At 66.6% G+C, this 23,585-nt stretch carries 20 protein-coding genes; 10 read left to right on the top strand and 10 right to left on the bottom strand.

Features of this window, described 5'->3' with window-relative positions:
* Positions 1-264: 264 nt before the first annotated feature.
* The 4 genes from NBG84_RS28050 to NBG84_RS28035 all read right to left on the bottom strand — a co-directional run bounded on the left by NBG84_RS28050 (position 265) and on the right by NBG84_RS28035 (position 5,195).
* On the bottom strand, positions 265-1,359 hold the full coding sequence (locus NBG84_RS28050) for a radical SAM protein (protein ID WP_250922409.1): 1,095 nt from the start codon (positions 1,357-1,359) through the stop codon (positions 265-267).
* A gap of 569 nt (positions 1,360-1,928) precedes the next feature.
* A complete protein-coding gene (locus tag NBG84_RS28045) occupies positions 1,929-2,777 on the bottom strand; it encodes a carbohydrate ABC transporter permease (protein ID WP_250922408.1) in 849 nt (282 codons plus the stop codon).
* On the bottom strand, positions 2,774-3,916 hold the full coding sequence (locus tag NBG84_RS28040) for a carbohydrate ABC transporter permease (RefSeq protein ID WP_250922407.1): 1,143 nt from the start codon (positions 3,914-3,916) through the stop codon (positions 2,774-2,776). The genes NBG84_RS28045 and NBG84_RS28040 overlap by 4 nt, the downstream gene beginning before the upstream one ends.
* On the bottom strand, positions 3,906-5,195 hold the full coding sequence (locus tag NBG84_RS28035; protein ID WP_250922406.1) for an extracellular solute-binding protein: 1,290 nt from the start codon (positions 5,193-5,195) through the stop codon (positions 3,906-3,908). The genes NBG84_RS28040 and NBG84_RS28035 overlap by 11 nt, the downstream gene beginning before the upstream one ends.
* A 295-nt stretch (positions 5,196-5,490) precedes the next feature.
* Between NBG84_RS28035 and NBG84_RS28030 the strand changes: the two genes are divergently transcribed.
* Together NBG84_RS28030 and NBG84_RS28025 are read left to right on the top strand one after the other, a co-directional pair.
* Positions 5,491-6,678 (top strand): serine/threonine protein kinase, encoded by a 1,188-nt coding sequence (locus tag NBG84_RS28030; RefSeq protein WP_250922405.1) that lies wholly within the window; start codon positions 5,491-5,493, stop codon positions 6,676-6,678.
* Positions 6,679-6,992: 314 nt separating this feature from the next.
* Positions 6,993-7,700 carry an HAD family hydrolase gene (locus tag NBG84_RS28025; RefSeq protein ID WP_250922404.1) on the top strand — a complete coding sequence of 236 codons (708 nt, stop codon included), beginning with the start codon at positions 6,993-6,995 and terminating at the stop codon, positions 7,698-7,700.
* Here the strand turns inward: NBG84_RS28025 and NBG84_RS28020 are convergent.
* Entirely contained in the window at positions 7,684-9,159 is a 1,476-nt protein-coding gene (locus NBG84_RS28020; protein ID WP_250922403.1) for a N,N-dimethylformamidase beta subunit family domain-containing protein, read from the bottom strand. The genes NBG84_RS28025 and NBG84_RS28020 overlap by 17 nt on opposite strands.
* 300 nt (positions 9,160-9,459) lie before the next feature.
* Between NBG84_RS28020 and NBG84_RS28015 the strand changes: the two genes are divergently transcribed.
* Positions 9,460-10,305, top strand: coding sequence for a class I SAM-dependent methyltransferase (locus tag NBG84_RS28015; RefSeq protein WP_250922402.1), 846 nt, complete (start codon positions 9,460-9,462; stop codon positions 10,303-10,305).
* Positions 10,306-10,452: 147 nt separating this feature from the next.
* The gene (locus tag NBG84_RS28010; protein WP_250922401.1) at positions 10,453-11,226 is read left to right on the top strand and encodes an N-acetyltransferase; all 774 of its coding nucleotides are present in this window, start codon (positions 10,453-10,455) and stop codon (positions 11,224-11,226) included.
* Here NBG84_RS28010 and NBG84_RS28005 read toward each other — a convergent pair.
* Both NBG84_RS28005 and NBG84_RS28000 read right to left on the bottom strand, forming a co-directional pair.
* Entirely contained in the window at positions 11,180-12,322 is a 1,143-nt protein-coding gene (locus NBG84_RS28005; RefSeq protein ID WP_250922400.1) for a hypothetical protein, read from the bottom strand. The genes NBG84_RS28010 and NBG84_RS28005 overlap by 47 nt on opposite strands.
* A gap of 122 nt (positions 12,323-12,444) precedes the next feature.
* Complete coding sequence (locus NBG84_RS28000; RefSeq protein ID WP_250922399.1) at positions 12,445-12,750, bottom strand: hypothetical protein; 306 nt, start codon at positions 12,748-12,750, stop codon at positions 12,445-12,447.
* 214 nt (positions 12,751-12,964) lie between these two features.
* Between NBG84_RS28000 and NBG84_RS27995 the strand changes: the two genes are divergently transcribed.
* Positions 12,965-13,435, top strand: a complete 471-nt coding sequence (locus NBG84_RS27995; protein WP_250922398.1) for an anthrone oxygenase family protein — start codon at positions 12,965-12,967, stop codon at positions 13,433-13,435.
* On the opposite strand, the gene NBG84_RS27990 is transcribed toward NBG84_RS27995, so the two are convergent.
* Together NBG84_RS27990 and NBG84_RS27985 are read right to left on the bottom strand one after the other, a co-directional pair.
* Positions 13,419-14,228, bottom strand: a complete 810-nt coding sequence (locus tag NBG84_RS27990) for a class I SAM-dependent methyltransferase family protein (RefSeq protein ID WP_250922397.1) — start codon at positions 14,226-14,228, stop codon at positions 13,419-13,421. The two genes, NBG84_RS27995 and NBG84_RS27990, sit on opposite strands and share 17 nt — an antisense overlap.
* Before the next feature lie 337 nt (positions 14,229-14,565).
* Positions 14,566-15,213 (bottom strand): hypothetical protein, encoded by a 648-nt coding sequence (locus NBG84_RS27985; protein ID WP_250922396.1) that lies wholly within the window; start codon positions 15,211-15,213, stop codon positions 14,566-14,568.
* A 760-nt stretch (positions 15,214-15,973) separates the two neighbouring features.
* Here NBG84_RS27985 and NBG84_RS27980 point away from each other — a divergent pair.
* From NBG84_RS27980 to NBG84_RS27960, 5 genes are all read left to right on the top strand, one after another.
* Complete coding sequence (locus tag NBG84_RS27980) at positions 15,974-17,500, top strand: sensor histidine kinase (protein ID WP_250922395.1); 1,527 nt, start codon at positions 15,974-15,976, stop codon at positions 17,498-17,500.
* Positions 17,403-18,062, top strand: a complete 660-nt coding sequence (locus NBG84_RS27975; protein ID WP_250922394.1) for a response regulator transcription factor — start codon at positions 17,403-17,405, stop codon at positions 18,060-18,062. The genes NBG84_RS27980 and NBG84_RS27975 overlap by 98 nt, the downstream gene beginning before the upstream one ends.
* Before the next feature lie 446 nt (positions 18,063-18,508).
* On the top strand, positions 18,509-19,111 hold the full coding sequence (locus tag NBG84_RS27970; protein WP_250922393.1) for a carbonic anhydrase: 603 nt from the start codon (positions 18,509-18,511) through the stop codon (positions 19,109-19,111).
* A 101-nt stretch (positions 19,112-19,212) separates the two neighbouring features.
* Positions 19,213-21,453, top strand: a complete 2,241-nt coding sequence (locus NBG84_RS27965; RefSeq protein WP_425608711.1) for a SulP family inorganic anion transporter — start codon at positions 19,213-19,215, stop codon at positions 21,451-21,453.
* Positions 21,450-21,998: a hypothetical protein gene (locus NBG84_RS27960; protein WP_250922392.1), complete on the top strand. Its 549-nt coding sequence runs from the start codon at positions 21,450-21,452 to the stop codon at positions 21,996-21,998. Before NBG84_RS27965 ends, NBG84_RS27960 begins: the two co-directional genes overlap by 4 nt.
* A 423-nt stretch (positions 21,999-22,421) precedes the next feature.
* Here NBG84_RS27960 and NBG84_RS27955 read toward each other — a convergent pair whose 3' ends face one another.
* On the bottom strand, positions 22,422-23,228 hold the full coding sequence (locus NBG84_RS27955) for an SAM-dependent methyltransferase (RefSeq protein ID WP_250922391.1): 807 nt from the start codon (positions 23,226-23,228) through the stop codon (positions 22,422-22,424).
* Between the last annotated feature and the right edge of the window lie 357 nt (positions 23,229-23,585).

Genomic DNA, 23,585 nt, shown 5'->3' with positions numbered 1-23,585 from the left:
CCCGGCTCTGTTGTGGTCCAGTGCGGCATGGAGCCCGTTGCGCCAAGGCAGATGGCGCCCGGCCCCTGGCCGACAGGGGCCGGGCGCACCCGCCCCTGTGCCCAACTCCGCGGCCGAAGCCGAAGCTCGACCAGCCGGGCAGGGAGTGCTCGCCCCCGCCCGGCTGTCTTCGCTCAGTCGGATGAAGGCCCTGCTGTCCTGCCCGGATCGCGGATGGGGTGCCATCGCGAGCCCAGTCGGCCGAGAGGCCGGCTGGACAAGGGGCTAGATAAAGGGGTCGTAGTCCCTACCCAGCTCCCGGCGCTCCCCCCGATCGATCTTCTCCAGCTCCAGATTGGAGAGATGGCGGGCGCAGTGGAAGTGGCAGTCCCGTTGCGGGTCCACCATTCCCCGGTCGGAGTCCCGCCAGATGTCGGCGAGATCGTCGGTCACCGCGTCACCTATCCGGGCCAGCGGATTGCCCCGGTGGTAGGAGCACACATAGACGCCCGAAGGGGTGATGAGGGTGCGCAGCTCAGCCACTCGGCAACGGTGGTACTCCTTGGGCTGTACGGGTCCGACATGGGTCCGCAGCGCCGTGAGCGTGGAGGAGTTGATCAGCTGGAAGGAGTCGCCCTCCAGACGGGCCGCCTTCTCCAACTGGCGGTCGACGGAGTCCAGGATGTCTTCGGGCACCTGGATGATGTGGTGGTCGTCGTCGAACATGGCCTTGGTCTCGAAGTAGTCGCACCCGATGTCATGGGCGAGTTCGGCGGCCTGGAGCACCTCGCTGTGATTGCTCACCGTGCTGCCGTCCGGCAGCCGCCGCGACATCACCAGGAACGAGTAGCCGAGTGCTCCGCTCTTGGCGTCGGCGAGCAGCCGCATGTTGCCGACAACCTTGTCGAAGACGCTACGGCCCTTGCGGTCAGGGCGGAAGACACCGTAGGTCTCGGGGGTGCCCGCGTCCATGGAGACCCGTACCCAACTGGCGTACTCGGCCAGTTCATCGAGATTCTGCGCGATCATCGTGCCGTTGGTGACGACACCGATGGCGAGTCCCGCCTCGCCGAGTACCCGAAGGACATTGCGGGTGCCCCGATGGGCGAGCGGTTCACCGCCGCCGATGAGAACCACGGCCTGCACGGAGAGGGCGACCAGTTCCTCGGCGAGCGCCGCCAGTCGTTCCGGGGTGAACCGGCCCTGGTTGAGTAATTTTCCGCTGATGCACTCCGGGCAGGCCAGATCGCAGAAGGTAGTGGGGTCGAGGTCGACCACAAGGGGTGCGCTGGAGGGGTTGCCGGTGGCGGCTTCCAGAACTCTTGGCCACCCCGATGGCTGGTACAGCTTGGACACCAGGTCCAGACGGTCTGACGGCACGAGAAGTCTCCTTGTGATCACGGAACGGTTGGACTGTCGATCGAGCGCGCTGCCGACGGTTGCCGGCAGCCGCGGCGACAGACGGCATACGGCGGGAAGCCGATGGACCCAGGCTGAAACCGCTGGGCATACGGGCAGCGGTTTCGGGCAACCGGACACCTGGACAGGTAGCGGAATTCGGCGGATTCGATGGTTGCGGTGGCGGTCGACACGGGCGCGGACCGCGGGGCCACGCAATCGTTGGCACGCTCGGTGAGCGATCGCACGGCAGCGCCTTTGCTGCCGCTCTCGCCGCCCGACAGAAACACAACGCGGCTCTCACACCGCGGCTGTCCCCCCCACTCAATCACCTGGGCCGGGGCTGTGACATGGGCCTGGACGGTTGTGCACCGGTTGAGCGTCGGTTGTCCGGAAACCGCGCCGGAGGGGCTGCTTCCTACGGTTCCTGCGGCCACCGGCGAGGTGCCGGTCAGCAGAACGACCATGACCGGCACCACGCCCCAGCAGCGGGATCCACCGTTAGCGGGGCGGGACCCCGAGCCCCTGTGTCCTCATCGCACCTTCCGCGCTCACCCCTTGACGGCGCCGACGGCCAGCCCGGCGGCGATCCTGCGCTGCACGATCAGGAAGAACACCACCACGGGCAGGGCGGTGAGCGTGGCCCCGGCCATCAGTCCGCCGTAGTCGGTGCCGAATCCGGTCTGGAACGAGACCAGCCAGATGCTCAGAGTCTGCTTCTCCGGGCTGGAGAGCAGCACATAGACCAGTACGTACTCGTTCCACGCCTGGATCATGGCGAAGATCGAGGTGGCCACCAGGCCCGGCGCGAGCAGCGGCAGTACGACCCGCCGAAACGCGCCGAGCCGAGTACACCCGTCGACCATCGCCGCCTCCTCCAACTCGGGCGGGATTCCGGCGATGAAACCGCGGAGCAGCCAGACCGTGAAGGGCAGCATGAAGACGAGATAGGTGAGGATCACCCCGGTCAGGGTGTCCGTCATTCCCACGTCGTTGATCAGTAGGTATACGGGGATGACCAGGGCCGTCAGGGGAATCATCTGGACCCCCAGAATCACCACGACGAACGCCTTCCGCCCGGCGAACCGAAACCGTGCGACGGCGAATGCCGCAAGGGTGCCGATCACCAGGGAGACCACGACGGTGCCCAGCCCGATGACGACGCTGGAGCGCACATTGGCCCAGAACGTCTCGGTTCCCATGGCTCGGGAGAAGTTGTCCAGGGTGAAGCCGTTGGGCCAGAACACCGGTGGATTGCTGAGCACTTGGGAGGCGGGTCGGAACGCGGTGAGAACCATCCAGTAGACGGGGAAACCGATCACCGCCGCCACCAGCAGACCGGCGACGTTGTCCCGGCGCCTGACGCGGCGTATCCCGACTCTCCGGGGTTTGCGGCTCACTCGACCTCTCCCATGCGAAGCATCTGGCGCAGATAGACGACGGACCCGGCAAGGAGCAGCAGGACGGTCACGACGGCGATGGCGGCGCCTGCGCTGTATCGGTTGATGGCGAAGGACTCGATGAAGGAGTAGACGCCCAAGAGGTAGTACTCGCGTTCGGGCTGGCCACCGCGCATCAGCCAGATCTGGTTGAACACACCGAAGTTCCAGATGGACATCAGGGTGGTGACCATCACAAAGCTCGGTTTGATCACGGGAAAGGTGATGTGCCGCAGCATCTGGGAGCCCCGCACACCGTCGATGACCGCCGCTTCCTCCAACTCCTGCGGTATCTGCATCAGCGCCGCGTGGAGGGTGATGGTCGCGAAGGGCAGCGCACCCCAGATCACCACCCCCGCGATGACGGCGAATCCCTGCCAGGGGTCGGTGAACCAGTTGTGTTTGCTGAAGTCGACCATCGGCAGTTGGCTGAGCACCCAGTTGATGACCCCGTAGTCCGCGTCGAAGAGCCAGCGGAAGATCGAGGCGGCCACCATGACGGGCATGGCCCAGACGGCGATCAGCACCGAGGCGATGGTCAGCCGCACCCAGGTCGACACGCGTCGCATCAGAAGGGCGATGGAGAGCGAGAGAACCATGGTGAGGGTGGTGCAGACAACGGTGAACGCGGCCGTTCTGGCGACGACCTCCCAGAAGAAGCCATCGCTGAGGATGGTGCGGAACTGGTCCAGCCCGGCCCAGGGTGGGGCAGCGCCGCTGAACAGTTCCCTGCGCGTCATGTCCTGGAACGACAGCAGGAGCATGTCCGCCAGCGGATAGCCGAGGACGACGACCAGCGAGAGCAGGGCGGGTGTGATCAGGAGGTAGGGCAGCAACTCCGAGCCGGTTCTTCGGCGGGTGACGCGTGCCCAGCGGGTCCTGGGCGGCGGGCCCGCTGAGCCAGCGGGCCGCACGCCGTGCTGCGCTGGCTCGCCCTCCGTACCCGTCTGGTCGAAGCGGTGATTCCCTGAACCCTGCTGTCTGCCCGCGCCCGGTCGTTCATCGGGGGTTGCTTGAGCGGGCCGTCCACCGTGCCGCGACGCATCCTCATCGGCGGGCTGATACGGAACGGGGGACGGCTGGGTCGCATCAGCGCTCATTGATCACCGCGTCGATCCTGCGGTCCGCCTCCTTGGTGGCCTTCTCCACCGAGTCCTTGCCGGTGGCGATCCGTTCCAGCATCTCGGGGAGGATGTTGGACTTCTCCACCGAGGTCCACCCCGGTGCCTGGGGGGTGATCCAGCCGCGTTCGGCCGCCTTGGCCGCCGGGCCGTTCACACCGTCGGCGGGGACGTCCTTCAGCTGGACGGTGTTGTTGGGCAGTGTGTTGGCCGCGATGAGTTGGCGTTGGGACTCGCGGTCGGTGAAGATGCGGATCCACTCCGTTGCCAGGTCCTGATTGCGGGACTTGGCGGGGATGGCCAGGGTGGAGCCGCCGAGGAAGGGCGGTAGCGGTTCCCCGGAGGGTCCGGGGAAGGTGAAGGTGGCGAGCTTGCCCTTGAGCGCCGGGTTTCCCCCCGAGCGGCTGTCGGCGGAGGCCTGGGCCTCCCAGGTGTTGCCGTAGAAGACGCCGACCTTGCCCTGGCCGATCACCGCGGGCTGGTCACCGTTGTCCTTGGCGCGGTCGCCCACGTAGTAGGTGTCAAGGAGCTTCTTCCACTGGGTCAGCCCCGCGATCGACTTGGGGGACGAGAGGGCGCTGCTCCAGCGGCCGTTGGACTCCACGGCCAGCTCACCTCCCGCGTCCTTGAGGAAGGCCATGGCCGCCGACCAGTAGCGGCCGGGCAGATAGAGGGCGGAGAAGTTGGGGTCCTTGGCGCCGAACTTCGCCTTCAACCTGTCCAGGGCGGTGATCAGTTCGGGGTAGGTCGCCGGTGGGGCGGTGACTCCGGCCTGGCTGAAGTAGTCGGTGCGGTAGACGCCGATCCGGGCGCCCGCGTAGTACGGAACGCAGTAGGTCTTCCCATCGGATTGACACGCCTCCGACAGTGCTTCGAGCCAGGTGTCCGACTGGTCGAAGCTCTCGGCCTTGAGGGGGATGAACGCGCCGTTGAGTATGTAGTTGGCGGTCTCGCTGTTGCCCATCTCCACGACATCGGGGGTGTCCCGGCCGGCGAGGACGGCGTCCAGCTTCTGGTTCTTGCTGGGCCACTGCTGGTACTGGACCTCCACCTCGACCCCGGGGTGTTTCTCTCTGAAGCGCTCGTTGGCCGACTTCACCATGCCGGGCCAGCTCTCCCGGGCGTCCACGGCGAGCCACACCGTGAGCTTGTCTTTGCCTGACGAGGAGTCCGAGTCATCTGACGATCCGCATGCGGCTGTGCCGACTAACAGGAGAGTTCCCAGGTAAGCGGACCAGCGAAGCCTCTTCGGTGCCATGTGTTCCTCCGTGGGGGGTGGCGAGCGACCGTCACTAACTACCCGGCAGAAACGACCATCCCTGCTCACCGATGCCTTTCGGCTCGAAGAGATCGGTTATCGGTCTGGTCCTCCGACGTGCGCAAACGCCCCCGTCCCGCGCTGATCTCGGGCAACGGCCGGAACTCGCGCTTCCGCTGGCCTATACCTTTGGCTCAAAGACTGCGCTGCGCAAACAAGTGGTTCTTGACGGTGATCCATTCGTGGCCCAGGTTTGCCTCTGCGTCTCCCGTGACCCCTACCGAAGGGTGAGTACGTGACCGAGCAGAACGACTCCGCAACGGATTCCAGCGCAGACCTCACCGACAGATCCGCCACCCGTCCCTTACGGGTCAACTCGTGGAACGGCTGGGACCCACTGCGGCACGTCATTGTCGGACGGGCCGAAGGCACCGTGGTCCAGGCCCCCGAGCACGCGGTGCGCAGGGACTACCCCGACGACGGCTTCCCACTGGGCACCTACGGCCCCATGCCGGCCGAGATGGTCGCCGAGGCGGATGAACAACTCGACAACTTCGCCCGGCTCCTGTCCGACCGGGGTATCCGCGTCGACCGGCCCACCCCCATCGACTTCACCCAGCAGGTCTCCACCCCCGAGTGGAGCCAGGAGTCGATGTTCGGCTGTATGCCACCGAGGGACCTGCTGCTGACCGTGGGCAATGAGGTCCTCGAAGCGACCATGTCCTACCGCAGCCGTTGGTTTGAGTACCTCTGCTACCGGCCGGTGCTCCAGAACCTGTTCGAAGGCGACAGCAGGATGCGCTGGGAGGCGGCTCCCAAGCCACGGCTCACCGACGACTCCTTCAAGCCCGGCTTCTGGGACGTGTTCAACGGGCTGACCACCGATGAGCAGTTGGCCCGGGTACGTGACTACGACCTGGTGCTCACCGAAGCCGAGCCGCTGTTCGACGCGGCCGATGTCGCCCGCTTCGGCAAGGACCTCTTCGTTCAGCTCTCCTTCGTCACCAACCGCAGCGGATACCAGTGGCTCAAGCGTCACTTCCCCGACCATCGGGTGCACGCGGTGACCTCCACCAACACCCATCCGCTGCACATCGACTCCACCTGGGTCCCACTGCGGCCCGGACTGGTGCTGCACTGCGGCGAGCGGCTGGCGGACGCCGAACTGATGGCGTTCTTCAAGCTCAATGACTGGGAGGTCGTCGAAGCGGTACAGCCGGCCAGTTGGGACCATCCGCCGAAGCTGTCCTTCTGCAGTCCCTGGCTCGCGGCCAACATGCTCAACCTGGACCAGAACACACTCTGCGTCGAGGAGAAGGAGGAGCGGCTCTCCGAGCAGCTCTCGTCCTACGGCTTTGAGATCGTGCCCGTGCCGTTCCGTGCGGTGGGCCCGTTCGGGGGTGGGCTGCACTGCTCCACCGTGGACATCGAACGCGAGGGGGAGTTGGAGGACTACTTCCCCCGTCGGTACGGACGGTTCTAAGGCCGCCGTTCGCCAGGGGATGCCTTCGAGCGTCCCGCCGGCCCCGCGGTCCGCGCAGTCCTTGAAGATCTTGAAGGTCTCGAAGTAGGGCCGGCTTCGTCGGATCCGTGCTCCGCACCACAACGAGGGATAGGCGGACGGCCCGTTCCCTGGCGCCTCCTCGGTGGTGGGACAGCCGCTCCAGTGGGCCGGGCCACGGTGACCGGGAGGGCCGCACGGCCCCTTCCCGTAACGCCCGTGTGGCCGTACACCAGCCTGACCTGGGGCGATCCCATCAACAGCAGCGGACGAGATCCCATGGGGAGCGTAGGGACATGACAGCGATCAGGGGTGTTGTCTTTGATTTCTACGGAACCCTGGTGCGGATGGTTCCGCCACTGCCGCCCAGCCACCAGGCGATCTTCAACCGTCGAGGCCTGGTGGAGGCGGGGGAGCGCTGGGGTGACCAGTGGTCCGTAGGCCCGGCGGAGGGGGAGGAGCACTCGGCCCACTCCATCAGCGAGCGGACCTACCTCGCATGGGAACGGGACCGGCTCAGACGGCGGGCCCATGACTGCCAGGTGCCCGGTGACCAGGTGGAGGACCTGGTCACCGAGCTCGACGGGGCGATGAAGGACATCCATCTCGCCCTGTTCGAGGATGTGTTGGACACGCTGGCCGCGCTACGCGCCGAGGGAGCGCTGATCGCGGTCTGCTCCAACTGGTACTGGCACCTCGACCGGTCCATCGCGGATGTCGGGCTGGCGGAGCTGATCGATGTCTCGGTCAGCTCCGCCCAGGCGGGTGCCCGCAAGCCGCACCCCCTGATCTACCGGACGGTGCTGGACCGCTGTGGGCTGGACCCCGGGGAAACGCTCTTCGTGGGTGATATCTGGCGGCCGGATGTGGTGGGGCCGTTGGCGGCGGGGATGCGGGCGGTGCATCTGTGGCGACCGGACCGCGCGGTGCGGACAGCGGCGCCGCCCCTGGTGCCAGGGGCGGTGCGAATCGCCGGACTGCGGGAACTCATCCCCCTGTTGTGATCCGGACACTCAACCGGTCCAGCACATTCCGGGTGACGCGTACTACCCCCGCGTCCGCCTCCCGTCCACAGACCACCGGCCAGTCAGTGGTGCCCGCGGTGAACACCGTGCCGCCCGCCGTGAACACGCCCATGGTCGCGGCCCGAGGACTGGTGATCGACGGTTCACGCACCGTGCAATTCCAGTGTCCGTGTTTGAACCGATGGAAGTCATGGTGGACCGGTTGGAGCAGGTGAATTCCCAGAATGAGAAAGGAATCCGGGGTGCCGTCCGCGCCGCTCGCCCTGGCGACACCCTGGGCGTCATAGAAGAACGCGGCACCGTCGCACTCATAACCAATCAACGGAGTACCGGCGCCCAGGGCGTCCTGAATTCCGCCATTCGATCCGTCCCGTAGTCCGGTTCCTTCGAAAACCCAGTGCTCCGCGTGTTGTACGGAGTATCCAGCGCGCGGCCTGTCGCCCGGCCAGCTCCCGTCCGAGCTGGCCCACATGCCGCCATTACGGAAGCTGACCCCCGTCAGTGTGTTCTCCGGCGCGCCGACACCATGGGGTTCGGGTGGCCACCACTGATCGGTGGCCGGTAGATGCGGATACTCATCTCCTACCCGGTGGTCCGTATCCGAGCGGAAGGCGCTGTTTCCGTCAATTGAATGGATGCGCCACCAGCAGGTATTCGCACTGAAGAAGGCGACATTCCCACCCGCCCGCACGAAGTCCTCCACCTGGGTGCGCATGGCCTGGCTCCAGTATTCATCATGGCCAACGCTGAGAACGAGGTCGTATCCCGTGAGGAGGGCGGGATTCTCATGCAGGTCGAGATCCGTGCAGTATTCCACCGCATAGCCGCTGCGCTCCAGCCAGGAAATGAAGGGAGCGTCCCAGTAGGCAAGGTCGATCACCCCGCCGGGGCGATGCAGGCTCACCTGGTGGCCGGGTCCACCACCGTCCTCCCCACGCAGGTAGACCGGGTTGTCATACAGGCTGGCGGCACGTTCCTCATCTCGGCGATCCGACCTGTTGTACGCATGGCGGGTAAACGTCGACTTCTTGTAGAGAATGCGGGAGAGTTTGCCGGGTTGCCGGGGCCTGACGATGAAGAACTCTCTCTCAAAGCCTTCGATGGTCGAGCCGTCCAGAACCGGCGGGGAGTCTTCGCAGCCCGGACCGCCCTCGATGAAGTGCGCCAGATATATTCCGGTACGCCAACTGTCCGGTATCGAGAACTCCACCGAGGGCCAGTTCCAGTCCACCGCGGGTGAAGCACCTGCCGGATGGCCATCCGGATGTGGCGGCGGCGAGTGGAGAGTGCCCGGCTGCCACACTGATTCCCGTACCAATTCCAGCTCATTGCCGAGCCGATAGAAACGCACCCGGTAGATCGGCGCATCCGTGGAGACATGGAGCGCAAGAATCCCGCCCGCCGTCACGCTTTCCCGGCCCACATAGCCCTCTATCACGCCGCTCCCAGGATCGCTCGCAGAAAGGGCGGCCACCGTGTTCGCGCCGCCGATCGATCATGCTAGGGAGCCCTACCCGATGACGACAATGGTGCGTAGTGAACCGGCCACCCGTGGGGTCAGTTTGGGACACAAGGGCCGGTGATCGACTCATTTTCAGTGGGTCGGGGTAGTGCTGGAAATCAACACAAGAACCGACAACTCCGCAACGACTCAAACCCATACCACCATCCTGGACAACCCGCCTCGGTACAGCGCCCGCCCGTAGCTCCGCCCGTAGGACAGCGAGGGGAATCTGAAATGAGCAGCGAATTCCGTGTACGCGAACTCGTGCTGGGAATCCAGGGCATGGCGCTGCTGCGCCATGCCATCGACGGGGACGAGGAGTTCCTCAAGCAGCGGGTCGAGGACATCCGCAGGTTCGTCCTCAGCGACGAGCAACTGCCCGGCAGGGGTGCGGCGGTCGACGAACTCGACGCCGCCGATGGCTATGCCTCCTGGTCCGCCATCTACGACACACTGCCCAGTTCCTACATCGAGGTGGAGGAGCCCCTCGTCCATGAGGTCCTCGACCGGGTACCGGCCGGGACCGCGCTGGACGCCGCCTGCGGCACCGGTCGGCAGACCCTGGCGCTGACCTCCCGCGGATTCAGCACGATCGGTGTCGACCAGTCGCCGCAGATGCTGGAGAAGGCCCGAGCCCATGCCCCGGACGCCCAGTACCGGCTCGGCCGACTGGAGCACCTGCCCGTCGACGACGACTCCGTCGACCTGGCCGTCTGCTCGCTGGCGATGACCCATCTGCCGGAACTCGACACCGCCGTAGCCGAGTTGGCCCGGGTGGTCAAGCCCGGGGGCCGCATAGTGATCTCCGATATGCACCCCTTCGTGATCTCCCTGCAAGGGCAGTGCCTCTTTGTCCACGGCTCCGAGCAACTGGCCTTCGTACGCAACTACGTGCATCTGACCAGCAGCTATCTGGGGGCCTTCGCTCGGGCCGGGCTGAGCGTACGGGCCTGTCATGAGCCGCTCTTCAACGGCCGGCTGGCACCCGGGGGATATGAGGAGTTCATCGCCGACGCCGCCCGCGCGGCCTGGGAGGGCATCCCGCTCATCGTCGTCTGGGAGGTCTCCGTGCCCGGCTGACCCCGTCGCCCGGCAGGGCCCCAGCGAACAGCGGGCCCATCGCCCCTGGTCGGAGATCAGCCAGGGCCGCCCCACGTCCGACCATGTCCGACCCGAAGGCCCGTCGAAGAGCGAGCGCGACTCGTCGGAGAGAAGAGAGCAGGTCAGATGGCCATCGTTGTGGTGCGCTACTCGCAGCGCCCATCCCTGTGGGATCGCATCCCGGAGCAGTTCGCCGGCGTCATCCCCGAGTACAACCTGCATGGAGACATCAACGGCGACTACTGGAACCGCCTGTTCGAAGACTTCCCCGACTACCAGTTCCTGCTCTACGACGACGAGAGCGACGACATCCTGGGGGCGGGCCGTTCACTTCCCCGCAGTTGGGACGGCACCCCGGAAGACCTGGGCCCCGGACTCGACGACTCCATCGGCCGGGCCTTCGCCGACCATGACGCCGGGCGTGCCCCGGGCGGACTCTGCGCCCTGGGCATCGAGGTGGCCCAGACCCACCAGGGCAAGGGCCTGTCCAAAATACTGCTCGACACCATGACCGCAACGGCACGTATCGCAGGCGTCGACACCGTCCTCGTACCCATCCGCCCCACCTGGAAGGACCGCTACCCCCTGGTCCCCATCGAGCGGTACGCCTCCTGGACCCGCGATGACGGCTCGCCCTTCGATCCCTGGATACGTACCCAGGTCAAGGCAGGGGGAGCGGTCGCCGCCGCGTCAGCGCGGTCGTCCCGGATCACCGGAACGGTCGCCGAATGGGAGAGCTGGACCCAGATGTCCTTCCCGGACGACGGTGACTATGTCTTCCCGGGCGGGCTGACCACCCTCTCGGTCGACCACGGCGGCGATCTGGGCGCGTACTGGGAGCCAGCGGTGTGGATCACCCATCGGGTGCGTCCTGCCACAGACGCTCCCCAGCACGGATAGCGGTCCAGGCGAACTCCGTCATCAGCCGGATCTTCTCGGGCCCGGCCTCGGGGCGGCGCTCAGGGGAGAGACCCGCGGGCCCAACGGTGGACACGGCGGCTTCCTTCAGTCGGGCAAGGGCATCCTCATCCACCACGTCCGCAGGCCCCGCCGCGTTCTGGGGCGCATGCCGGTGGGCGGCTCCGGCCGCCTGCCGGCCCATGAAGAGACAGTGAACCCACAGTTCTTCGGCGAAGTCAGGGCCGAAGGTCCGGGCCACATCGGTCGCAAGCCCCAACGGCATATGCTCCGCGACCAGGTCGCGAACCCGCTCCTCGGTCAGTTGTGATGAGCGCGCTATGGCGGGGAGCGCATCGCGCCACCGGATGTGCCCACGGCCTCCGTCGGCAGCCTTCTCCTGACCGGGAAGCCGGAGATAGCCCTCCCCGTACCGCATATAGGGGAGCCAGTCGAGCTCCTCAAGCACCCATCCCCGACGCAGCAGCCCATCGGCATCGGTGGCGTCCATGGGACAGACCGCGAGCCGGATGCCCTGCGCGGCATGTCCGTTGATGCTGCTCGTACCGATGTGCTCCACCACATTGGGTACGGCGAGCAGACTCATCCGGCCCTTGGTCCGAAAGAACCCGGACAGCACCTCATCGTCGTGCCGCTCCGCACTGTCCCGGGCGAACGCACCGAACTCGGCGGCCAGGGCGACCGGTAGGCAGACGGCCAGCGACGGGGTGAACTCCTCCGGCACGGCCCGCACCCACGCCGCCCCCGCCAGCGCGGCCAGCCGAGAGGCAGATCCATTGCGGGCGTGCCAGTTGGTGTAGAAGACCAGTGCCTCATCCGGGAAGCGCTCCACCGCCCGACCCACCAGTGCCAGGAGATCCGGCGGCGCCGAGACATCGTCCTGCACCACCAAATGGTGGCCGGCTCCCGGCGACACCGCCGACCAGGCGACCAGCGCCGTACGCAGTGCGGACGGCGGGTCATGGGGAGCGGGGTCCAACGCGAGGCCACCGAGCCGGAGCCGGCTGACCAACTCCTGCGCCTGGCGCTCTCGTACCGGATGGGTCATGACGGCCGAGCTGATGGGTACCACGGTCACCACAGCGCTCCTTGGCATCCTGGACATCATGGCCGTGACAGAGTCGCAGACCTCTCTACGGCCGTCCGCACCCCCGCCCAACATTGGCCTGATCTTGTGGGAGCGTGACCTGGGGAAATGCCCTAAGGCCGGGGCCCACTGCTCCAACGCGGCTTCGCCTGCGGATGTCCTTCGGTGGTACATCGCACCGCGGGCTGTTCCGGGGTATCCGAATCCGCAGCCGCGCACGGATGACCTCGCTCGTCCCGGTTGGCCAGGTGCCTGGTCACCCCGTACGCGGCACCGCTCAGCCAGCAGAACACCACCGCGGCGTCCGCGTACAACCGCACGGCCAACGGGGGACGCGCCCATTGGTGGACCGCCAGCAAAGCGAGTGCGGTCAGCGCGATCGCCAGCGCGAGTAACAGATACAACCCGACCCGTCCCATGGGACAACCTCTCAGTGACCAGGTCCCCCGCGACCGGGTGGGTCGCCGTGCTTCCGGACCATTTCACTCCGGCTGTACCCAACGGCGGCGGTCGTACCCCACGGTCACCGTGTAATCACCGGTCACTCCGCAGGGGCCGCTGCCATGGTATGGAGGTCGGCCCAGCCGCGCACAACTGCTGCGCCGCACGTCATCTCAGGTCATGATGTCCGCCATGGCTGATGTCTTTCTTGCCCTCGCGATCATTTCCACGGGTCTCTACTCGGGCTTCATGCTGACGTTCCAGACCGGGATCATGCCGGCCTTCGCGCAACTCACCGATGAGCAGTTCCTGGCGGCCATGCGTCGAATCAACGAGGTGGTGCCCCGTCCCCTCTTTCTGCTGACGTTCGTCTCCATCATCGTCTTCCCGGCACTGGCCCTGGTGTTCCCCGTCGACGATCTCAGCGGTGACCAGCGCAGGTTCATCATCGCCGGCCTGGTCTGCGCGGCCCTCAACCACCTGATCACCGTGGCGGGGAACGTCCCACTGAACAACGCGCTGGAAGCGGCGGCGAGGGCTACCCAGAGCCCAGGGGATGACCAGCTGCGGATGGCCTTCGAGCCCCGCTGGAACCGTTTCCATCTGATGCGCACCCTGCTGGCGGTCACGGCGTTCGTACTGCTGGTCAGCGCTGCTCTCTGACGGCCGTGGTCGCCGTCGTCACGGTGAAGAGCCCGACCTGCTCTCGTCTGCTGGCGACGGTGGTGAAGCCGGCGTCCACCGCCCACCGCTCGGCGAGCTCCACCGGCCGGCACTTCATCTCCCACAGGACGCCGTCGCGGTTGGGCAGCACATTGGCGATGAACTCCAGTTGCGGATGGCGGGTCTGGGTGGTGAAGACCAACACTCCGCCCGGTGCCAGCAGGGACCGGAGCCTGCTGACCGAGGCGGCGATCACCTCGTCGTCCAGCAGCAGCTCATAGAGGCCGGACACCACGATGACCTCGGGAGCGCGAGAAGCCGGCTGAGGGTCCAGGGCATCCCCATACACATAGGACAGGCCCTTCAGCCCCCGCACCCGGGCCAGGTCCTCACCCTCGGCGAGCCCCGCACGGTCCAGGTCTCGGCACTCCACCCGCACGCTCCCGGGGGCGTACTCCTCGACCAGGTCCTGGAGATAGCGCCCTGGACCCGATGCCACATCGAGGATGAAGACCTCGCCCCCACGCTCGGCGACTTCCTTGCGCAGAACGTCCTTGAGCAGCTCGCGGCGGGCCCGGATGGCCCGCCAGCCGATGGCGTTGAGATAGACACGGTCGATCAGCCGTCCCACGCCGAGGGAGCCCCGGGCCTTGTTGACGTACACGTAGTCGAGCATGGAACCGCTGTCGAAGCCGTACCGGAAGCCGATTCTGATGCCCTCGCTCAGCCGTCCCGCGCTGCCCAACAGCATGCGCATGGCTGCCCAACGTGCCTTGCCCAGTCGCTTTGTCATGGCTTCAGCCTTCCGCCCGGCTGCCGTTCGGACATCCGTGCGGCTACTCGTTGGGCGTCTGAGTGCCTCTGAGTACGAGGTGGGCGCAGACCCGTACGGTTTTCCGGCGGTGCCCAACGCATGGCCGAAGTAGCACCCGGAGACCAGTAAAGGTCAGGTTGGATCGACGGGCGGGCATCGTCTGGTCTCCGTAGTCGATCTCATGACGTGTCCATGCCCGTATGGTCGAATCCGTTCCTCGGGCGGCCGGACCCGTGCCGTCCGCGCCTTCGCCGGCACCGCTTCATGGCGGCGCCGCCGCCACCCGACGCACCCGTCGGGGACCCGGTGGGAGCCGCTACCCCTGGAGGGGTTCACAAGCTCCGGCTGTATCGAGCGCGGTGGGAAGCGGGGTGACGCGTAGCTGAATCACGTCATAGTGCGAGTAGCTGTTGAGGTCGTCCGTGCGGTGGAGCTCCAGTTGAAGCCCCTGGCGGTACCAGACCTCGCGGTACTCATCCATCTCACCGCCGAACGACGCGTCCGGCGCGCCGAGTTCGGCTCTCAGCAGCGCTCCGATTCGGCCATACTCCCCCCGGAAGTCCACCCGGGAGGCGGTGGGGAAGCGGATCCAGTCGGCGTTGTACTCCCCGTCGAGATCATCGCTGTCATCCGGGTCCAGATCGGCCGGCTCGTCGCCGAAGGCAGGCCAGAACAGTGCGCAGGGCAACTGAATGAAGCCGGAGGTGTGCGCGGGACCCCCAGGCGCGTCGCCGAGTTCGAGTCGGCGTCCGCAACCGGCGTCCGTTGAGTCCTGGCCAAAGTAGTGCGGCGAGCCGGCGCCACCGCCCCAGCCCACCTGCGGCTTGCCGCCGGTGGGAGCGACCGGTGCCCACGCGTACTCGATGAACTTCCGCTCCAAGGGCTCTCGTTCCCATGGAACCGCGGTCAGGGCGACCATGCGCCGGATGTCTTCCCGGCCGATCTGCAAAGTCTTCAGTGACATGGTTTGGACCGTATCCGACCGCACTGACACTGCTTTGTGTCCTGGGTTGGCGAGATCCGATGGATCTTGGATGTGATCATTCCGGCAGACTGTTGAGTCGTCGACGGTCCGCTGTGCGTATCTGTCGTCGGATCGGTCGTCAGGCGCCCGTCGGCCGGAGAGCGCAAGAGGGAGACAAAGGATGCCTTTCTGGTCTGCACGTGCAACTGCACGCCCTGACCGGCCCGGACATGAGAATCCTCTCCTCTTTCACTCATCTGTTCGATCTGGGAAGCAAACTCTCCGCATGACACTGAGGAGAGCCAACATCGTGATAACGGCAGTGTGCGCCCTCGCCGGGGCCGGCATGCTGGGTGGCCGTGTCTGGGCGGAAGGACCGGCTCCCTTGGACCTCGGACCCGACATCGTCGTCTACCCGAGTAGCGCCCCCATGCCCGAGGCGACCGCACGAAGCGCACCCCCATCCCCGATGACCCCCTCGTTACCGAACCAGAAGACCCCCTTGCCATCGAAGTCCACCCACACCTCGAAGACCTCCGCACCCTCCTCATCCCCCTCTTCCTCCCCGCCCCCCTCCCATCAGCCCGGGGGCCAGCCGGTGGAGATCCTGGAACCGCCCCGCAGTACGGAGAGTGGCACCCCCACTCCCCGGCCGGGCGGCCAGGAGGAAGAGGGGGATGACGATGAGGAGGACAGTGCAGACGGGGGCGGAGGCGGAAGCGGTGTGGATGGTCGAGACGGTGCCGAGGGAGACGACTAGATGAGACGTCGCACGGCCAGCGCGCGATCGCGCATTGTTGGGTGGATGCTTCTCCTGGTGGGCGCGGCCGTGGCCGCCCCCACTGTCGGCATCACGGTGGTGTGGCAGGCCCAACTCGACAATCAGGTCGACGAGCAGTTGCAGCGACAGGTCAACGAGCTCCGGCAGTTCGCCGCGACCAGGACCGACAGCGAGACGGGTCTGCCCTACCGCGACGGCGCCGCACTGCTCAAGGAGTTCCTGACCTACAACCTGCCCAACCGCGACGAGACCTTCTTCAGCATCGTGGACGGCCAGTCCGGACACCGCAGTGCCACCGAGCCCCCGGTCATTCTCTCCATGGACCGGTCGGTGGTCAGAATGCTGTCCACCGTCAAGCCCCCCCACACCGGTTGGCTCGACTCCAAGGTCGGCAAGGTGCGGTACGGAGTCGTCCAGGTCAAGGTGACCGGCGACGATCGTGATGTACGGCTGGTGGTGCTGGAGTTCAGCGACCGCAAACTCCAGGAGGAGCGACGCGTCGCCAAGATGCTGATGTTCACCGCGTTCGGGGCGCTGGTCGTCGCGGGACTGGCCAGTTGGCTGGTGGCAGGCCGGATTCTCGCCCCGATCCGGCTGGTGAGGCAGACGGCGGCCCGCATCGGTGAATCCGATCTCACACAGCGGCTCGATGTCCGGGGCGATGACGATGTGGCCGCTCTCGCCCACACCTTCAACCACATGCTGGACCGGTTGGAGCGCGCGTTCACCACCCAGCGGCGGTTCCTCGACGAGGTCGGGCATGAGCTGCGGACCCCCATCACCGTCGTACGGGGGCATCTGGAGCTGATGGAGGACGGGCCGGACGACTCCTCCGCCATGACCCGGGCCCTGCTGGTCGACGAACTCGACCGGATGAGCCGCATCGTGGACGATCTGCTGCTGCTGGCGAAGGCGGAGCGCCCGGACTTCCTCACCGTGGGCGAGACCAACCTGACCGATCTGATCGTGGATGTGGTGGCCAAGGCCAGGGCGCTCGGACATCGGCACTGGCGCGTCGCCGCGGTCTCCGAGGCCACGGTGCTGGTCGATGGGCAGCGGCTCACTCAAGGACTGATCCAGCTCGCGGCCAACGCCGTGCGGCACACGCTCGACGGGGATCTCATCGAGATGGGTTCCGCGGTACGTGAGGGCCGGGTGCTGCTCTGGGTCCGGGACACGGGCCCCGGGGTCGGGCCGGTGGACCGGGACCGGATCTTCGGCCGTTTCGTCCAAGCCGGCAGAGTCGCCTCACCGGCTCAGGCGGGCACGGGCATCGGCCTGGGCCTCGCCATCGTTCGGGAGATCGCCGAGGGGCATGGCGGTACGGCATGGGTGGAAGACGCGGAGACCGGCGGCGCCCGTTTCGTACTGGATTTGCCGGCCTATTTCCCCTGGCAGAGAGGACAACATGCACCGGATTCTGATAGCGGAGGACGAAGCAGGAATCGCGTCCTTCGTCGAAAAAGGCCTGCGAAGCAATGGCTTCGTCACCTCGGTGGTCGGTGACGGACTTTCGGCGTATGAGCATGCCAGAGCCGGTGACTGCGATCTGATGATTCTTGATCTGGGACTGCCAGCGGTCGATGGACTGACCGTGCTGCGCAAACTCAGAGAGCTGCGGGTGACCCTTCCCGTGGTAATTCTCACCGCCCGAGACAGCGTCTCGGACGTTGTTGCGGGCCTTGAGACGGGTGCGGACGACTACATCTCGAAGCCTTTTGCCTTTGAGGAGTTGTTGGCCCGCGTCCGATTGCGACTGAGGGGCGAAGCAGGGCCGGAGGCATCGGTTCTGCGCGTTGGTGATCTGGTGCTCGACCTGCGGACCCGCCGTGTCCATGTGGACGGGCGGGTCGCTGAACTGTCGGCTCGGGAATTTGCCCTCGCCGAGGTCTTTTTACGCAATCCGGACCAGGTGCTCACCCGTGAGCAGCTGCTGAGCAGGGTCTGGGGCTTTGACTACGACCCGGGATCGAACATCGTCGATGTGTATGTGCGCTACCTACGCCGGAAGTTGGGCCCGGACCGGGTGGAGACGATCCGGGGTGTCGGCTACCGGCTGCGTGCCTGAGCCGTCGGTGTGCAGGCCTGTAGCGCCCGCTGGTTGGGCTCTGGAGGGCCGGCGCCGGGTCCCTGGACCCGGTTGCCGGCCCTTGGCGCCCCGGCCTCGTGTCGCCGAATGCCGAATCCGGGTCCTGCCGCACCGGAAGTCGGTTACGGGAGCTGGGAACTGAGTTGTACGCGTTAACCGAGGAACAGCGAGCCCTTAATTACGCTAGCGAAGGGACCTTTCACTCACAGTGAATAGGGCCCTGCGCATATGCCGTTGGAAGGGTCAGAACCCCTAAGAAATTCTTTGTTCGTACAAATGACATCGTTGTCACAGCCATGAGAACTCTCTCACGGTGATCTCACGGATGACTCATGACTTCAGCGCAGTATTCCGGGCCAAGACATTCAGTTCGGATGTCTCTCCCCCCATCGGCTTCAATTGCCGGATCTGCAAGGAGCGTGACCATGAAGCGACTGCTCGACAACGCGCGCAACTTCCGCCACCGCGTAGCCCCTGAGAGCGAGACCTTCCGACGCTTCGCGGCTGGACAGACGCCGGGAACGCTGTTCATCAGCTGTTCCGATTCGCGGGTGATTCCCGCACTCATCACCGGTGCGGTCCCCGGTGAGGTCTTTGAAATCCGCAACGCAGGCAACATCATCACGCCCTTCGATCCCGATCACTCCTGCGCCGAGTCCGCGACCATCGAGTACGGGGTGGAGGTCCTCAAGGTCAAGGACATCGTCGTCTGCGGTCACTCCCACTGCGGAGCGGTCGGCGCGGTGGCCAACGACTCGGATCTCACCTCTCTCCCCAGCGTTGCCCAGTGGGTGTCCAGCTGCAGGCCGGCGCTCGCGCCCATGCTCGGCACTCCACCGGACGACCTGACGTTTTCCAAGTACGTCCAGCGCCATGTGGTGGCCCAGCTGGAGAACCTGCGGACCTACCCCAAGGTGCGCGCGGCGGTCGACGAGGGCCGGCTGAACCTGCACGGCTGGTACTACCGGGTCGACACGGCCGAGGTGTTGGAGCTCGACGAGCTCAACGGAGTGTTCAACCGGAACTAATCCCCGGGCCCCTCCGGCCCTCTTACCCCCCACACGCACCGTGCCGCCGAACACGAGCACCCCCAGCTCCTCGGCGGCCCGGTTGCGGCGAAAGGACCACTGTGTCGACTGATACGAATCGTCCCGGTGCTCGGCGCCATGCGAAGAGAGGTGCCGCCCCCGCGTCGAAGGGTGCCCCCGACCCGTCGCTGTTCAGCTCCGTCAGTACTGACTTCAGTGCCTCGATCGTCGTTTTCCTTGTCGCCCTACCTCTGTGCATCGGTGTCGCGGCCGCCTCCGGCGTCAACGTCGCCCTAGGAATCATCTCCGGCATCGTCGGAGGTTTGATTGTTGGATTTCTTCCCGGCAGTAACCTCCAGGTCAGCGGCCCCGCCGCCGGACTTGCGGTGCTGGTGCTGGAGTTCGTGACCGAACACGGTGTGGGCATGCTCGGCCCCGTCGTGTTCATCAGCGGAATCCTCCAGATGATCCTCGGAATGCTCAAGCTGGGGCGGATGTTCCAGTCCATCTCGCTTTCCGTGGTGCAGGGAATGCTCGCCGGTATCGGTGTGCCGCTGATCCTGAGCCAGATCTACGCCCTGGTGGACTCCAAGCAGCTCGGTACGGCCCTGAAGAACATGGCCGGCCTTCCCGATCTGGTCTCGGACGTCATGGGCGACCGGGACAAGAGCGCCGCTCTGATGCTGGGCGTCATGGCGGTGGTCATCTGCTTCATGTGGAAGAAGGTCCCCGCACCGCTCAACAAGGTCCCCGCCCCGCTCGTCGCGGTGATCCTCGGCGCGGGCATCGCAGCCATCCCCGGCTTCGGTGAGGTCAAGAAGGTCTCCTTCGGCAGCATGGCCGAGGCGATCAAGTTCACCGGGCCGTCGCAGCTGTCGCATATCTTCGATCCGGCGATCCTGATGATGATCGTCACCTTCACGGTCATCGCCTCGGCTGAGAGCCTCTTCAGCGCCGCGGCCGTTGACCGGATGCACAGCGGACCGCCGACCAAGTACAACGCCGAACTCTTCTCCCAGGGCGTCGGCAACACCATCTGCGGCCTCCTTGGCGCGCTGCCCATGACCGCCGTCATCGTGCGCAGTGCCGCCAATGTCCAAGCCGGTGCCAAAACCAAGCTCTCCCGCATCCTGCACGGATTCTGGCTCCTCAGCTTCGGTCTGCTCCTGCCGGGGCTGCTGGGCCTGATCCCGATCACCATCCTCGCCGGTGTGCTGCTCCAAGCGGGCTGGAAGCTCTTCAACCCGCCCGCCTTCGCGGCGATGTGGAAGAAGGACCGCGGCGAGGGCGTGGTCATGTTCATCACCACACTCGCCATCGTGGTCACCAACCTGCTGGACGGCGTTGTCGCCGGTCTCGCCATCGCCATCATCCTGACGGCGATGCGGATGAGCCACATGACCATCCGCAAGACCACCGACGGCGACACCGCTCGGCTGGAGCTCAAGGGCAACGTCACCTTCCTGCGGCTGCCCAAGCTGATCGACGCCCTGGAAGACATCAGCGACCTGGACCGTGTGTTCATCGACGGGAGGAAGATCTCGCACCTGGACATGGCCTGCCGTGCCCAGATCGAGGAGTTCGCCGAGTCGCGTCGCAAGGCAGGGGCCGAGGTCGAACTCGAACTGCCGGGTGACCCGACGGTCGAGAAGGTCGATGAGGTCGTCGTTCCTGATGAGCCGATCACGGAAGAGATCGGCACTCCGGTCAAGGAGACCCCGCAGCCCGAACCGGTCGGTGCGGCCTACGCCTCGGAGCCAGCCCCCGCCTACCAGCAGCACACCGCGGCGGGCCCGGCCTACGGCCACGGCCATGTGGCCCACGGCAGCCCCTATGCGCGCCAGCACCAGCACGCGCAGCAGCACCAGCACAACAACCAGCACCCGCACGCACCGCAGCCCACCCATCAGGCGCACTACGGGCAGCAGCACAACCCACAGCACAACCCGCAGCACCACCCCCAGCAACACCCGCACGCACCGCAGCACCCCAACCACCAGTACGGCATGGGTGGCCAGGGGCCCGCACGCCCGATGCACCAGCAGCACCAACCGCAGTACAACCAGCACGCTCAGGTACATATCCCCAACCAGGCGCATGGCCCCCAGCACAATGGTGTGCCGAACGGCCAGCCGCAGGGCCCGCACGACGGCCAGCAGCAGATGCCGCCGCAGGGATACGCACCGCCTCCGGGATACGGCCCCCAGGAAACCCCCTACCAGGGCACTCCGATGGTTCAGGGATACGGCCCACAGGGTTACCAGCAGCCGTCGCAAGGCGGCTACTGGGGACCCGATGACGACTGGGCCGTTCAGCAGTTCGGCGAAGGGACTCGACGATGAGGAAACCCTTGAAATCGGCGCTGGCGGATGCACTCCACCTACGCGACCTACGAGACCTGCGTCATCACCGGCATCAGCCGGGGCGGCCACGGAGGGTCGAACGGCCACGCGCCGATCGGACCGACTGCGCCAGGACCGACTGCCCACTGACCGACCGGCCGGGGGCGGACCGTCCCAGGGCCGAGCGGCCGTGGAGCGGCCGGGACTGGAGCGACCGCTCCTGGACCGAACGCCCGGTGACGGACCGCCAGGTCACCGAGCGGCACAGCACCGACCGGCACGGCAGCGACCACGCGGTGTACGACCGGATGAGCCATGACCGTGCCGTGTACGACCGTACGACGTACGACCGCACCAGCTACGACCGGCGTGGCGAGCGTCGGCAGCCGGCCAGGCCGTGCGAGGAGGACAAGCTCTTCGAGTTCCTGCGCTCCCTGCACAAGTTCCTCCTGGCGCCGCAGGACGCGGCCACCGGGGGACTCGCCGAACGTCCCACGGACGGCTCCGCGGCAAAGCGCGCCAACCCGCCCACCACGGCGGGCTGACAGGACCCCAAGACGTCGCCCACGGCGCCGACATCCCGCAGGGTGTCGTGGGCGGCTCCAGGGCCTTTGAGCGACAAGCGCTTCCCCCACTGGGCCCTGGTGAGCCCCCTCTACTGCTTGCCGCAGAGAGGGGGCTCCCCTGACTTACCGACCCGACCGGGCGCGGGCCCCCAACCGCGCCTGGTCCCATGGACCCGAACCCGGCGCCCCGACCCGCCCGGGTGAGGTGAACAGGTCGGGCGACCCGGAAATGCGGCCGGGCCGCCCGGCCCCTTCATTCGCCCCCGCCAGGCTTCGTGGCGCGGGCGCGCCACCTCCGGCCCCTCGTACCCGGGAGTCCGACTCCGTACCGGCGCGCCGGGGGAAGACGGCGGATGGCCGCTGACCGGGCCCCCGGCCGGTATCCGGTCAGCGCACCCTCGATCAGGGTTTGCGGGCAACGCCGCCGAGGGCGATGACCTCGTGCGGGCGATCGGACGGCGCCGCGGGGTCGGGTCTCCACTCGGCGAGCGGCACCACACCCGGCTCCAACAGCTCCAACCCGTCGAAGAACGCGGCGATCTGCTCGGGGCTGCGGAGGAAGTAGGGCGTCGCGCCGCTCTCGTTGTAGCGACGGGTGGCCAGGGCGTTGACGGTGTGGGTGTCGACGCTGTCGTTGAACACCAGGTAACTACCGGACGGCAGTGCCGCCATCAGCCGATCCACCACCGACCGGGCCTGCTCGTCGTCGGCCACATGCCCGACGACCTGCAAGAGCGTCAGCGCGACGGGTCGAGCGAAGTCCAGTGTCGACGCCGCCTGGCTGATGATCGATTCGGGGTCGTGAAGATCCGCGTCGAGATAGTCGGTGGCACCTTCGGCCGTACCGGTCAGCAGTGCCCGGGCATGGGCCAGCACGAGTGGATCGTTGTCCACATAGACGATGCGCGAGGACGGAGCGACCCGCTGGGCGATCTGGTGGGTGTTCTCCCGGGTCGGCAGCCCGGTGCCGACATCGAGGAACTGCCGGATTCCCACCTCACCCGCCAGATGCCGCACGGTACGGGCGAGAAAGGCACGGGAGTCGTGGGCCAGATCGACGATGCCGGGAAAGAACTCCTGGAACGCCTGCCCCACCTCCCGGTCCGCCAGGTAGTTGTCTCGGCCACCGAGCCAGTAGTTCCAGACCCTGGCCGACTGCGGCAGCGACACATCGAGGTCTGGTCCCCTCCCGAGGGGGTCGGCTGTCATCGAGCGTCCTCCTGGCCCATGGCGCGTCAACGTTCTGCGCGCATCAACCTAGGGTCACCAGCCGTAACCGGGAACGGAATTGGTGCAAGAGGGCGCGGTACCGCGAAGGCCGTGGTGGAGGGCGCCGCGCGGACGGGACCGTTCTGCCGCTCGTACGGTCCGGAGCACGGGCGCAGCCGGCCGGACCCCGGGGAGGAGGGCTGGGTCGGCTGCGCCCTTCAGGAGTGGTCAGGGGAGCGGGTGCCTGAGGGCCTGTGTTCAGACGAGGCTTTCCCACGCGAACGGTGGTGCGGTGGGCGCGGACGCCGCCCGTCCTGGGTGGTGCTGTTCCCAGGCCCATGGCGCGGTAGTGGTGTT

It is taken from the genome of Streptomyces albipurpureus, assembly GCF_023701525.1.
GTDB lineage: Bacteria > Actinomycetota > Actinomycetes > Streptomycetales > Streptomycetaceae > Streptomyces > Streptomyces albipurpureus.
This window is presented reverse-complemented; position numbering and strand designations above follow the sequence as displayed.